The organism is Legionella drancourtii LLAP12, from assembly GCF_000162755.2.
GTDB classification, from domain to species: Bacteria; Pseudomonadota; Gammaproteobacteria; order Legionellales; family Legionellaceae; genus Legionella; species Legionella drancourtii.
In genome coordinates, this window is sequence record NZ_JH413822.1 from 94,979 (window position 1) to 108,455 (window position 13,477).

The following is a 13,477-nucleotide window of genomic DNA, read 5'->3' on the forward strand; positions in this document are numbered from 1 at the left end:
GCTCGGAGCATCCTGCAGTAGCTGAAAGTGCCAATAATTTGGCACTCGTCTATGCCGAGCAGAAACTATACGAAAAGGCAGAACCTCTCTATCTGCGAGCGATACAAATCATTGAAAAGAGCAAAGGACCAGAACATCCTTCGTTGGTTACTTACATGAATAATCTTGCTAATTTGTATTTGGAAGAAGGTAAACGTGAGCCGGCCAGATTATTCTTTGAAAAAGCTATAGTAATTGGAGTGAAACGTTTAGGGGCAACACATCCTACGGTATTGACAGTGAAGGAAAATTTAAGGATGTTGTAAGACGTGGCTCTGATTAGATGAAAGATTGACTACTTGGAAAGATGTGGTCGCTAGATCATTGAGCAAAGGGCTGTTAAAACAAGATAAAACCACCAATTTAACTCAGACAACTTAGGGTATAATGAATAAATTAATAATCCAACAGCCAAATAGACTAGTTTAACTAGCCCTAAATCTAAAATTGAAAATTGCTGTAATTTCTTCGATAAAAAACTGTCCATTGTCATAATATTAAACTCCATTTGAAAACCATGATTATTGGTAATGATCTTTAGTAATTACTGTTTTATAAAGTACCAATTTTACAGTACTTCCTATGAACATCCAAATCAGTGCATAACCCCAAATGAGTAAAGCATAACTCCAGCCTATGGGCGTGACAAACCATCCATAGACTGCCGCTAATGTTCCAAGTATTTGGGTAAGTTCAATCGTACAAAAGAGCCGCCAGTTAGGCCAGGGACGTTCCCAAATAGGTCCGGTGTTTCTAGTAATATAGATTGTAAGATGACCCGCTACTAACAGTTTTAGGAAAATAAAGGTTTGAATTACCGAAAAGGACAAATAGAAATAATCTTTGGCAATGTAAAACAATATAAAAGTACTAATAACGCCCGTGATGCCTAATGCTGTGCTGATAATTAAGACGCGGTGCATGTTCCACCGAACAGGATATTGAGCAATGGGCACATTATCATAGGCTATCATCATGATAGGAAAATCATTCAAAATCGCAAGCAGCACGATCATCACGGCCGTCACCGGATAAAAATTAAAAAATACAATACTGGCAGAGATAAATAATAATACTCGAATCGTTTCAGCTATCCTGAATGTTGCATAACTATTCATGCGTTCAAAAATTTTTCTGGCTTCTTCTACTGCACGTGTAATAACAGACAGGCCACTTTCGGTTAAAACTAAATCTGCGGCTGCTCGCGCCGCATCAACTGCACCGCCAACGGCAATACCGATATCTGCTTGCTTCAGGGCAGGGGCATCATTTACGCCATCCCCTGTCATTCCAACGATATGATCATCTGATTGTAAAATGGTAACAATTTTAAATTTATGCTCTGGAAATACTTCAGCAAAGCCATCAATCCGCTCCAATTGACTTATTGTTGGATCACCCTGACTGAATAGTTCCGCAGCAGAAGCGATATTTTCCCCCAAGCCAATCTTATGTGAAATTTCTTTCGCAATAGAGCCATGGTCCCCAGTAAGCATTTTAATTCCCAAGCCCATTCTCATGGCAGATTGAATGGTTTTTAGCGTATCATCTCTAGGGGGATCAAATAATGCGATTAATCCAAGATAGTGCCATTTATCATTATTATCTTTTCTTGCGATGCCTAATGCTCTATATCCTTCATTTGCTAATCGATCTATCGCATTCTCAACTTGTTTTTTCATCTCAGGCTGTTGGACTAATTCAAGGATTACTTGGGGGGCTCCTTTGGCGACCTGAAACGAAATATTATCCTGTTTGATAGTAGCTTCTGTCCGTTTTTTCCTGGAATCAAAGGGAATAAATTTGAGTGTTTCATACTTGTTTAAATTGATAATAGGAGGAAGTGCATTTAATATTGCCCGATCAATGACATCTTCAACATTTTGTTCGGATGCCAATGCAGCTGCCAGTATAAGTTCCTCCTTACTTTTCGCGTCTATGAGAACAGGTTCACCCATAGTTAGCTGATTTTTTGTAAGTGTTCCTGTTTTATCTGAGCACAGTATATCCATACCAGCCATTTCTTCAATTGAAGAAAGCTTTGAAACAATTGCTTTCATCTTGGCAAGGTTTAATGCACCAACTGCCATGGTTACTGTTAAAACGGCAGGTAATGCTACTGGAATAGCTGCGATTGTTAAAATCAATGCAAATAAAAGAGTATGCAGAAAAGGATCTTGTCTAAATTGTGCAACAATCAAAATGATAACAACCAAGATTACGGTTAGTTTAATGAGAAAATTACCTATTTTTAAAACGGCTTTCTGGAAGTGGGGTGTTGTTTTAGCAGTCTCAACCAATTTGGCAGTACGACCAAAATAGGTGTTCATGCCTGTTCCGGTCACAATTCCCTCCATTTCACCTAATCTGACGATGGAGCCAGAGTAGACCTCCTCTCCGATTTGTTTTTCGACGGGAAGGGATTCACCGGTTAATGTAGATTGATCGACGGTCAAATATTCACCACTAAGCAATTTCATATCAGCAGGAATAATGTTGCCCAATTTAATTAAAATAATATCACCAGGAACCAATTCGCTTGCAGAAATATTTTTCCACTCACAGTCGCGTAATACTCTTGCTGTTAAAGCAAGCTTATTCTTTAAAGCAGCAATGGCATTATCTGCTTTATATTGTTGCCAAAACCCCACTCCTGCATTCAGTCCCAGCATAAGACAGATAATTGTAAAATCTTCCCATCGTTGTAAGATTCCAGATAAAACAACAGCCGCTTCAATCATCCACGGGATAGGCCCCCAAAAGAACGACAGAAACTTAATAAGGTTATTTGTCTGCTTTTCTTCTATAATATTTTTACCGAAAGAGGAGAGTCGTTTCTTTGCCTCTTGAGATGCCAACCCTGTCCTTTGATCTGTATTTAGACTCAATGAGTTCATAATGAGAAAAATCCTTTTTATTTAACCAGTATAGTATTAACCGTTTTTGCATCAGTTCCAGGTGCATTCTGATGAGAAATGACACCTTTTTTATGGTTTTTTCATTTCTTATTAATAATATATATTACTCTAAATTTAGCTATTAAAGACTATAATCGAAAAATAACGTTCACTGGGCAATGTATCAGATGAGAAACCGGCAATCCTTTAATAACGGTTATTTCTATTGATTTTTCATCCAAATTAGTTATTGCGGCATCTATTGCATGATTAACATTACCAAAATCCTTTCCAGCCATTGTGCCTTCACTGGGATAATAAATGGGATATTTCAATCCATGTTGCTTAAAAAAATCTTTTGTATGGTTATAATCCCCAATAATCATATAGTCGACTTTTGAGAAATCGCCAATTTTTAATTGCTTTATTTGAGTGAATAGTTCATTTACATAATCGTGATTGCCTCCGGGATGATGAATAGAGGCTATAATTACTTTGTGATTCGTGATTACATTTTCAAATCGGGCAAAAATACAAGGCTTTTTGTCATCCAGAGCATAATAAATAGGCTCTCCTACTAATTTAAATTGAGTATCATCGTAGACTAAAACACAATGATCGTTTGTATTTTTGTTAATAGTATAAACAAGCATCTTTGTAGATTTACCATGTGCAATCAATAAATTGTAGATATCATCGGGATTAGTGCACTCTTGAAGACAAATAAAATCGGCTTGAATTATTTGTTGAATAAGAGACTTATTATGTTTAATTAATTTAAATCTCGATTTCCAACGTAATACTCCATTGGGAGATTGAATCTGATGGATAAAATCGATGCAGTGTTTTATTGCTGACTGAAACTCATGCGCGTATGGATGCATTGTGTCTTTAATGAATTCAATGATTAATTTTCTACTTTTTTCAATTTGTTGTCTTTTTTCTTTTGCAATCACTTGGTTCGTTGACAAACATAGCTTTGAAAATTGATGATCAAGAGAGACGAAATCATCAAGAAGTCGTCTGCTAATGATAATCGTATTTTTAACGCATTTTCCGTATAAATATTGGCTGATCTCGGAAAAGAAATAAAATAGATTATTGGCTCGTTTATTGAAATAAATATTATCTTCGGGTAATTTTGATATCGTTTTTTCAAACAAATGACTTTCGCTAATGTCCTTAAAATCATTATATAAATGAATATCTGCAAGTAAATTCCAGCTTATTATTGAATAACTCTGATTGTTTGAAAATTTTGCTGTGACTTGAATGGGGAAATGATCGGAGATCCCATTAAGAACTAGGCCAAGTCGAAAAGTATTTGCATTATTTCTATTCAATGAATGTTCCATTTATAATTTGTGATTTGTATTCTACTTAATATTATTAATGGGTAATGGCGACTAAATTACGAAATAATATCGTTCCTAATCAAGCAAAAAACACCCAAAATAATTGAAAAAACACCATTTTAATAGGATGAAAAGGTTCTTGCTGATTATATTTTTGTATTTTCGATCTAATTGGTCTCAACTATATTCCAGGTATGTTTTGCAATCATGTATTCTTCATTTGTTGGTATGACGCTGACCATAATTTTACTTTCATTGTCACTAATAATGACCGAATTAGTTTCATTAGCTTTATCATTTATTTTAATCCCTAACCAACTGAGTTGTTCGCAGATTTTTTTACGGATAACGCCAGCATTTTCACCAATTCCTGCGGTAAATATTAATGCATCACATCCTTTGAGTGCGGTCGATAAAGAGCCCACTTCAAGTGCCGCTCGATAACAAAATAAATCAATAGCTTCTTGTGCGTTGACATCAGTGCTTGCTAATAGTTCGCGTACATCATTACTGATGCCGGAGACACCTAGTAAACCGGATTCTTTATAAAGTAAATGTTCAATTTCTTCGGCCGAATAATTTTTTTCTTGAAAGAGATATAAAAGAACGCCAGGATCAATGCGTCCGCAGCGAGCTCCCATCATCAATCCATCCAATGCGGTAAACCCCATCGAGGTGGCAACACTTTGGCGTTGATACATAGCACACATACTCGCGCCATTGCCTAAATGAGCCACTATGACGCGTTTATTTCCAGTCTCACCAATATGTTGTGTAATGACTGAGGCAATGTATTCATAAGAAATTCCATGAAACCCATAACGAAGTATCCCTTCATCAGTTAATTTTCTTGGAATAGCAAAAAAAGTCGCCAGTTTTTCTTGAGTACGATGGAATGTAGTATCAAAGCATGCGACTTGAGGCAAGTTAGGGTAAATCGTTTTGATGATCCTGATGGCTTCCAGATTATGTGGTTGATGTAAAGGCGCCAATGGATTCAAACTGGCCATAGCTTTCATGGCTTCCTCAATTACTAAAGTGGGGTGAAAGAAATACATCCCTCCATGTACTACTCGATGACCTACTGCTGTTAACGTCATGGAATTGGATAGTTGCTCAAACCAGTCGAAAAATGTTCGTAATCCTGCCTCATGTCCTTGGGATGTAATCTTTTGTTTGAAAATTTGAACATGGGTTGCATTAAGTATCGTTAAACAGGGTGACTCAAAAAGACCTTCAATTTCGCCATGGTAAAGCAAATTGAGTTTTTCCTGGCAAGCAAACAGTGAAAATTTGATGCTCGAAGAGCCTGAATTAATCACTAAGATGACTTTATCCATTTAATTTTTCCTTATTCCGCACAAAAGCTAAAGCCAGTGCACAAGATGCTTTGCGAGAGATATCATCACTTCCTCTGCTGGTTAAAATAATAGGGATTTTTGCACCCATTACTATGCCGGCTGCTTCCATACCAGACATATAAGTCATTTCTTTATAGAGCATATTGCCTGATTCAATGTCTGGTACAATGATGATGTCAGCATCGCCAGCGACATCTGACTTAATCCCTTTTTCACGTGCTGATTCAATAGAAATGGCGTTATCAAATGCAAGTGGACCATCTACAATGGCGCCCGTTATCTCGCCTCGGTCGGCCATTTTACTTAATGCAGCGGCATCAAGCGTGGATTGCATTTTTTGATTGACGGTTTCAACTGCACAAACAATGGCAACTTTTGGAGTGCCAAAACCTAAAGTCCTAAATAAATCAATTGCATTTTGCGTAATGTCTTTTTTCTCTTGTAAATTAGGTTGAATGTTTAGTGCGGCATCAGAGAGAAATAAGGGTTTGAAATAATTTGGTGCTTCTACATAAAAGACATGACTCATTCTTCGTCCTGTAAGTAAGCCTGCTTCTTTATTGACAACGGACCCCATCAATTCGTCGGTGTGAATTTTTCCTTTCATCAGTGCTTCCACTTTACATTCTCTTGCAAGTTGCACAGCAACCTCAGCAGCCTCATTACTATGTTGGGTTGGAATAATTTCGTATGCAGAAATATCCAAATTGGCTTCAATGGCAGCGGCGATAATTTTATCTTTTGGACCAACCAGAATAGGGATAATGATGTTTTCTTTTGCGGCATCGATCGCCCCTTGTAAGGCCAGTTTATCGACTGGATGAACAACAGCCGTTTTAAGAGGGGCAAAGTGTTCTGTTAATTTAATTAAATGTTTGTACCATGCTCCTTTAGGTTTTTTAAATAGAACTTTCGGTAATTCAACTCGTTCTCTTTTTACTTTTACTGTTGGGGCAATAACAGTGGCAACACCACTGATTACTGTTTTATTGTGTTGATTCACACAATTGCACTCCAAATCAACAATATGGTTTTTAGGATTTTTATCAGTCACGGTGACAATAACAGTGACTGTATCACCAGGTACCACAGGAGCAGTAAATTTAAGTGTTTGATCCAAATAAATGGTGCCAGGGCCTGGAAGTTCCGTGCCGAGCACCGTTGATATGAGTGATGCGCCCCACATACCTTGGGCGATAATCTTGTGAAACATATCATCTTTAGCGTATTCAGCATCCACATGAGCTGGGTTTACATCACCTGACATGATCGAAAAAAGTTCAATGTCCTTTGGGGTGAGTGTGCGTTTGAGGTGCGCTGAATCCCCGATTTTAAGTTCTTCAAATGTTCTATTTTCAATAAAAGACATGTTAGTGCTCCTTATCCCATAATGGAGTAACCTGAGTCAACATAATAGACCTGTCCTGTCATATCCAGAGCGGCATCGCTGGCTAGAAATGCTGCCAAATTGCCGACATTTTTTATATCAACCAAACGATGCAATGGGGATCGCTCTTCTTCCGTTTTAATATATTCATAAAAATTAGGAATACCCGATGCAGCACGTGTTTGAATAGGACCTGGGGAAATTGCATTGACTCTAATATTGTTTGGACCTAATTCATAAGCCAGATATCTGACAGATGATTCTAAAGCTGCTTTGACCACCCCCATTAAATTGTAATTGAGCACAACTTTTTGACTGCCATAATAGCTCATAGTCAAGATACTACCGCCGTTTTTCATCAAGGGGGCAGCATATTTCGATAGTCGAATTAATGAATGGCAGGATATATCCATTGCTTCCAGGAATCCCTCCTTAGTGCAGTCAACCAGTTTATCATCTAAGTCAGTTTTAGGGGCAAAAGCCATGGAGTGCAACATGAAATCCAGTTTTCCCCATTTTTTTTCAATCGCAGTAAATAATGCAATAATCTCTTCTTCTTGTTGTACATCGCAAGGAAGAATAATAGGGGATTTTAATTGCAGGGCTAAAGGACGAACGTAAGGCTCTGCTTTGGCATTAAGAAAAGTTATTGCTAATTCTGCATTGGCTAGACGAAATTGTTCTGAACATCCATAAGCGATGCTGTGTTCATTAGCAATTCCGGTCACTAAGCCCCGTTTGTTTTTCAGATCGATTATCATAATAATATCCTTTTATTCATCGTGAATGCTTTTTCAAAATTTAAGTTTTAACAGGATCAAGAACCTGATAGGCAAGCAGTTTCACACGATCACTAAAGAGCGCCCATATCAGAGCATATCCCCAAACAAACCCAGCCCAACCCCAACCAAGAGGCGGCATCAGAAACCCATAGACTGCAATGAGTGTTGCTATTATTTGGGTACCGATTACTGCAAAGAGCAAAATGTTTGCAGGGCGTATAGACCAGAACGGGCCTCGTGTTCGGGTAAGAAAGATTGTCAGATGCCCAGCCACTGATAGCATTAAATACATCATTGGCTGAAGATGTTGGTGGTCGAGATGAAAAACGCGGTCGCCTAGGTAAAATAGTCCAAATGATGCTATGGGGCCGATAGTGCCCAGTACTGTGGCAATTCCTAGCACTAGACGCATATTCCAAGCCTCAGGCTCATTCTTATAATGAACATTATCGTATGCAATCGATAAGATGGCACCATCGTTGAGTAAGGCCAACATGACGATCATCACCGCTGTTATTGGATAAAAATTAAAGATCAGGATAGTCAGTGTCATAAATAACAGTACCCTTAAGGTCTCAGCGATACGATAGATCGCATAACTGTTCATGCGCTGGAAAATTTTCCGGCTCTCCTTAATCGCATCGATGATCACCGACAGACCAGGTGTCATCAATACAATCGATGCTGCTGCCCGTGCTGCATCTGTAGCACTCGATACAGCAATTCCGCAGTCAGCTTTCTTCAGAGCGGGAGCGTCATTTACCCCATCACCTGTCATGCCGACGATGTGGCCGAGTTTTTGCAGAATCGTCACAATACGGAATTTATGTTCGGGGAACACCTGGGCAAAACCATCAGCATTTTCAATGGATTCTGATAATTTGGCTGACACTTTTTCTTTGGGGGCATCAAAACCGCTGGCATCGAAAATATTTGTGTCCATTCCCAATTTCTTGGCAGTTTCCTCAGCGATTGCTAATTGATCGCCAGTTACCATCTTAACCTTTACACCCATCTGGCTCGCCGTAGCAATGGTTGTCTTGGCATCTTCTCGTGGCGGATCGAATAGAGGCAACACACCAAGAAATTGCCATTGTTCCTCGTTATCAGCTCGCGCTACACCCAAAGAACGAAAACCTCGAGCTGCGAATGCATTGACCGCTTTATCTACTGCAGGTTCAACTTTTTTCGCATTAATTGACAATGCCAAGATCACCTGTGGAGCCCCTTTAGTTACCTTAAATTTTTTCCCATCTGAGGACTTAACAGTGGTCTCAGTACGTTTGTGGATTGGATCAAAGGGTTGAAAATGAAGAATCTCGTATCCTTTCAAGACTTCAACATTGTTAAGACCAGCAAGAACCGCCAGATCAATCGTGTCATTATCATCCGCACGTGAAGCAAGGGCTGCATTGAGTATCAAGTTTTCAGCTGTAAGAGGATTAACGCTAAATGGTTCACCTAATGTCAGCTTATTCTGGGTCAGCGTTCCTGTTTTATCGGCACAGAGTACATCCATTCCAGCTAATTCCTCTACGGCGGCTAACCGCGTTACGACCGCTTCTTTTTTAGCTAGAAGACGTGCTCCTACTGCCATTGTCACAGACAGCACCGTAGGCATGGCCACAGGAATTGCGGCTACAGTTAGCACCAAGGCAAATTGTAATGTAGTTAAAACTGGATCACCCCGATAAATTGCAGCGGTAATGATTGTTCCTACTAGAATCAATGCAAAAGCAATCAAATAATTGCCAATTTTCAACACCGCACGTTGGAAGTGACTGACCGTGTGTGCTTCTTCAACTAATTGCGCTGTCTTGCCAAAATAGGTGTTTGTCCCTGTGGCATAAACTAGCGCTTCAATTGCTCCTTGACGAACAATCGAGCCAGAAAACACGGCTGCGCCCGATTTGCGCGTGACAGGTAATGATTCTCCCGTGAGTGTGGACTGATCTACCTCTATAGGATCACCTTCTAACAAGCGTGCATCAGCAGGTACAATGTCGCCTAAGTGCAGAAGAATCACCTCGCCAGGAACCAACTCACTTGCTGGTATGTTGATCCACTTCCCATCACGTTTCACACGCGCTTTGAGTGCTAGTTTGGCCTTCAGCGCAGCAATGGCATTACCTGCCGCGTGCTCTTCCCAGAAGCCAACCAAAGCGTTGGAAATAAGCAAAATGAGAATGATGAAAAAAATCCGGCCAATGTCGAACCACTCCCGATAGGAGCACTGCAATTTCGATCATCCATGGGATAGGACCCCAAAAATAAGAGAGGAATTTAAGGATGAGGTTCTCCTCTTTTTCTTCTATTTGATTTGGCCCATATTGGGCTAGCCGTTTTTGTGCCTCATCATGACTTAAGCCGTCCTTAGATGTTTCTAATTGTCTCTCCACTTCTGACAGAGGGAGAGATTGCAAATCATCTTGCGTATCAATTTTCGATCCAGGGGGGGATTGGGAATCTTTGGGGTGGCCTATACTGAATTTCATAGTGAGAGCTCTCCTTTATTTGCTAGCGGATGATTGAAAAATAACCAACTAGTCATGTCCTTTAGCAGATCAGTGCATCATTTTTGAAAAACATAGGTTCCTGGCGCATCACATAACACTTTATAGCCTTTTTTCGAATTTCCTAATGAAGGTGGTCGCACCTTATTATCCGAATGATTGGCGAGCCACGCTTGCCATGCGGGCCACCAAGAACCATCATTATGTGTTGTTGTTTCTTGCCAAAGTTCTGGAGAAATGTATTTCCCTCCTTTTTTATGGGGCATGAGTTGATAGCTTCGCCCTGGATGACCTGGTTCATTTACAACCCCCGAATTGTGTCCACCATTAGTTAATACAAAGGTGATGTCAGTATCAGTAAATAGGTGAATTTTATAAACGGATTGCCAGGGCGCAACATGGTCTCTTAATGCACTTACTGCAAAAACAGGACAGTCAATGTCCTCCAAAGAAAGAGCCATGTCATCAATGCTGTAGTGTCCTTCAACCAGATCATTATTTAAAAATAATTTTCTCAGATATTCTGAATGCATGGTGTAGGGTAAACGTGTGGTATCGTAATCCCAAGCCATAAGATCGTTAATTGGTCTTCTTTTTCCTAGCTGATAATCAAGAACATTTTTAGACCAAATGAGATCTACGGATTGCAGCATACTGAATGTACCTGCCATTTGCGATCCATCTAAATAGCCTTTCTCCGACATAATGTCTTCAAGATAAGCTATTTGGCTTTCATCGATAAAAAGCATGAGTTCGCCAGAATCCTTAAAATCTATTTGCGCTGCAAACAGTGTAATAGTCTTTAATTGCTCTTCCTTTCTTTTGGCCATTAGGGTTGCAGCAAGCATTAACATAGTGCCACCAAGACAATATCCCACTGAATGAATTTTTTCTTGTGGCACAATATGATTGACGGTTTTAATAGCATCCAGTACACCGAGATTGATGTAATCTTCCATGCTTAAATTTCTATCTTTGCTATCAGGATTTCTCCAAGAAATAATAAATACAGTATGCCCATGATCGACTAAATACTTGACCATGGAATTATTAGGAGAAAGATCCAGAATGTAATATTTCATAATGCATGCAGGTACGATGAGGATGGGTTCTGCATAAACCTTAGCAGTTGTTGGCTTATATTGGATAAGTTCAATTAAATGATTTCGATAAACAACTTTTCCTGGGGTAACCCCAACATTTTTTCCGACTTCGAATTCTTCTGAACCCACTGGAGGTTGTTTATTGATAATGTGAGAAGCATCTTCAAGCCAATTGTTGATTCCGTTAACAAAATTCATTCCTGATTCATTAATCGTTGCCTCAATGACTTCGGGATTAGTGAATGGAAAATTGGATGGTGCAAAGATATCCAGAATTTGTCTTGTTATAAAGTTAATAAGATTTTGATGATGCCTAGAAACACCTCGAATGTTTGTTGTGCTCATATCCCAAGCTTGTTCATTCATTAAAAATAATTGCGAATACAGTGCAAATGGAAATTTATTCCATAAGTCATTTTGAAATCGATGATCGGATTCTCGCAGCGCCATGCAGGGCTCACTTTCCTGATTATGACAAATTTTCAATAAGTAGAGTAATAAGTGCAAATTATTAGTTGAATTATTGTTCAATAGTTCTAGGTGTTTGTCAGGAGAGAGTGTTAAATGTGTTAACCAGTCATAGTAAGAGGATAGAAAAGTAGATGGTGATAACCAACCAGAAAAATGACTTAACCAGGCATGCAATGGTTTGTCTAAACCAAATGTTTGCGAATTATCTGTTTCATTTATTGAATTTTTATTTTGCTTCTGTTTATTTCTTGTTTCTTTCATATCCATCTCCCTGAACGAACGCGAAGAAATGCATCTTTTCCTGTGTAATCTAGTGTTCAAGTTTTCTTGATAACAAGATTGAGAAGAAGATTATTTAATAGATTTAGTTCTTTTGTAAGCGATGCACTCTTTGCACGGATGAAAAAGAGCTAATCCTTTAACTTCTATTGAGACTTCAAGGTCATTATCAATAATAAACCTGATTATCGGTGTTTAATTATAGTAAATAAAATACAAAATATAAAAAAACACTCCCAAAATAATCTAAAACGTTGCAAGTTCAGGTAATGAACAAAGACGTGTTCAATACAATTATTGCTAACATACCTGTTGGGCGCTTAGGCCAGCCCGAAGAAGTAGCAGATGCAGTAGAGTTTCTGGCAGTTCCTGAGAGAGGGCTATTACTGGTGTTAATGGCGGTCAATATATGTAGCAATATCCTCAAGAGCTTTTCTGATTATTTGACATTGGATTGATGCGCTTCTAATCTAATATTGTGCAGTGCATCACAAGGAAATTAAAATGAATAATCTATTTGAACAATGGAATCAAGGGCATAAAATTTTTCAATTAATACCTCCATTAAATAGTAAAATTCTGGAAAGTTCCACCTTTGCAACAAATCCAAGATTTCTTGCAAATTTAGATGAGCTAGAGCAGTTTTTCCGTATTTTTACCGGTTTAAATATTAAAGACCTGGAAGGTTTTCCTTATCTAAAATCCGATTTGGCGAATTTTGAAAATACAGAAGAATTATTACAGAGACAAATGAACATAGTTTTTGAATTGAGTTACAATACATTAGATTATATGCAAAGATCATTTCAAATTATGGAAAAAGAAATTCAACTTTTAGTGGAATTGACAAAAGATACCTGCCTTGGCTCTACACCAATTAAGAGGGTACTTTAATCGTATTAGTCTAAAATAACCTATTGATTTAATGGTCAAAAAGGAGATTAAAGTATCCTAGATACAATCCTATTCTGAATTTACCTGGATTTCCATAGCTATATTTTAAATGGTGCGCTCGGAGGGACTCGAACCCCCGACACCTTGGTTCGAAGCCTGATGCTTGAGTTTTAAAATCTTTATAAATCAACATCTTGCAATGCATCGTTTAGTCTAAAAACTGCCTAAAACAGCCTAGTACAGTCACAGTTATGCCACAATATATGTCACAAATTTGTTAGTAATTTTTTTGCTATATATTTGGAAACTTTAGGGGGTTGGAATATTGAAATAAATTTAATAAGAGTGTTTTTATGAGATCGCCCTATAAATTTTAATTAGCAATTTGATGGTGTT

At 38.5% G+C, this 13,477-nt stretch carries 11 protein-coding genes and 1 pseudogene; 3 read left to right on the top strand and 9 right to left on the bottom strand.

What is annotated here, in order from left to right; all coding sequences use genetic code 11:
- A partial coding sequence (locus tag LDG_RS08920) for a tetratricopeptide repeat protein (RefSeq protein WP_050805538.1) occupies window positions 1-305 on the top strand: 305 nt, incomplete at its 5' end.
- Window positions 306-355: 50 nt separating this feature from the next.
- Here LDG_RS08920 and LDG_RS19640 read toward each other — a convergent pair.
- The 9 genes from LDG_RS19640 to LDG_RS08960 form a co-directional block, all read right to left on the bottom strand.
- Window positions 356-532 carry a hypothetical protein gene (locus LDG_RS19640; RefSeq protein WP_006870972.1) on the bottom strand — a complete coding sequence of 59 codons (177 nt, stop codon included), beginning with the start codon at window positions 530-532 and terminating at the stop codon, window positions 356-358.
- Between the two features lie 28 nt (window positions 533-560).
- Window positions 561-2,936: a plasma-membrane proton-efflux P-type ATPase gene (locus LDG_RS08930; protein WP_050805539.1), complete on the bottom strand. Its 2,376-nt coding sequence runs from the start codon at window positions 2,934-2,936 to the stop codon at window positions 561-563.
- A 149-nt stretch (window positions 2,937-3,085) separates the two neighbouring features.
- Entirely contained in the window at window positions 3,086-4,279 is a 1,194-nt protein-coding gene (locus LDG_RS08935) for a polysaccharide deacetylase family protein (protein WP_006870974.1), read from the bottom strand.
- Window positions 4,280-4,458: 179 nt separating this feature from the next.
- Window positions 4,459-5,631 (bottom strand): acetate/propionate family kinase, encoded by a 1,173-nt coding sequence (locus LDG_RS08940; RefSeq protein ID WP_006870975.1) that lies wholly within the window; start codon window positions 5,629-5,631, stop codon window positions 4,459-4,461.
- Entirely contained in the window at window positions 5,624-7,021 is a 1,398-nt protein-coding gene (locus tag LDG_RS08945) for a bifunctional enoyl-CoA hydratase/phosphate acetyltransferase (protein WP_006870976.1), read from the bottom strand. Before LDG_RS08945 ends, LDG_RS08940 begins: the two co-directional genes overlap by 8 nt.
- An 11-nt stretch (window positions 7,022-7,032) precedes the next feature.
- Window positions 7,033-7,800, bottom strand: coding sequence for an enoyl-ACP reductase FabI (gene fabI / locus LDG_RS08950; RefSeq protein WP_006870977.1), 768 nt, complete (start codon window positions 7,798-7,800; stop codon window positions 7,033-7,035).
- A gap of 40 nt (window positions 7,801-7,840) precedes the next feature.
- The gene (locus LDG_RS08955; protein ID WP_199484668.1) at window positions 7,841-10,000 is read right to left on the bottom strand and encodes a plasma-membrane proton-efflux P-type ATPase; all 2,160 of its coding nucleotides are present in this window, start codon (window positions 9,998-10,000) and stop codon (window positions 7,841-7,843) included.
- Complete coding sequence (locus tag LDG_RS19840; RefSeq protein WP_006870979.1) at window positions 9,948-10,316, bottom strand: cation-transporting P-type ATPase; 369 nt, start codon at window positions 10,314-10,316, stop codon at window positions 9,948-9,950. The genes LDG_RS08955 and LDG_RS19840 overlap by 53 nt, the downstream gene beginning before the upstream one ends.
- A 77-nt stretch (window positions 10,317-10,393) precedes the next feature.
- A complete protein-coding gene (locus tag LDG_RS08960) occupies window positions 10,394-12,169 on the bottom strand; it encodes a PHA/PHB synthase family protein (RefSeq protein ID WP_006870980.1) in 1,776 nt (591 codons plus the stop codon).
- A 296-nt stretch (window positions 12,170-12,465) separates the two neighbouring features.
- On the opposite strand from LDG_RS08960, the pseudogene LDG_RS19170 reads away from it, so the two are divergent.
- Window positions 12,466-12,602, top strand: a pseudogene (locus LDG_RS19170) (acetoacetyl-CoA reductase); the annotation flags it as partial.
- 89 nt (window positions 12,603-12,691) lie between these two features.
- Complete coding sequence (locus LDG_RS18495; RefSeq protein ID WP_006870982.1) at window positions 12,692-13,081, top strand: hypothetical protein; 390 nt, start codon at window positions 12,692-12,694, stop codon at window positions 13,079-13,081.
- Window positions 13,082-13,477 lie beyond the last annotated feature (396 nt).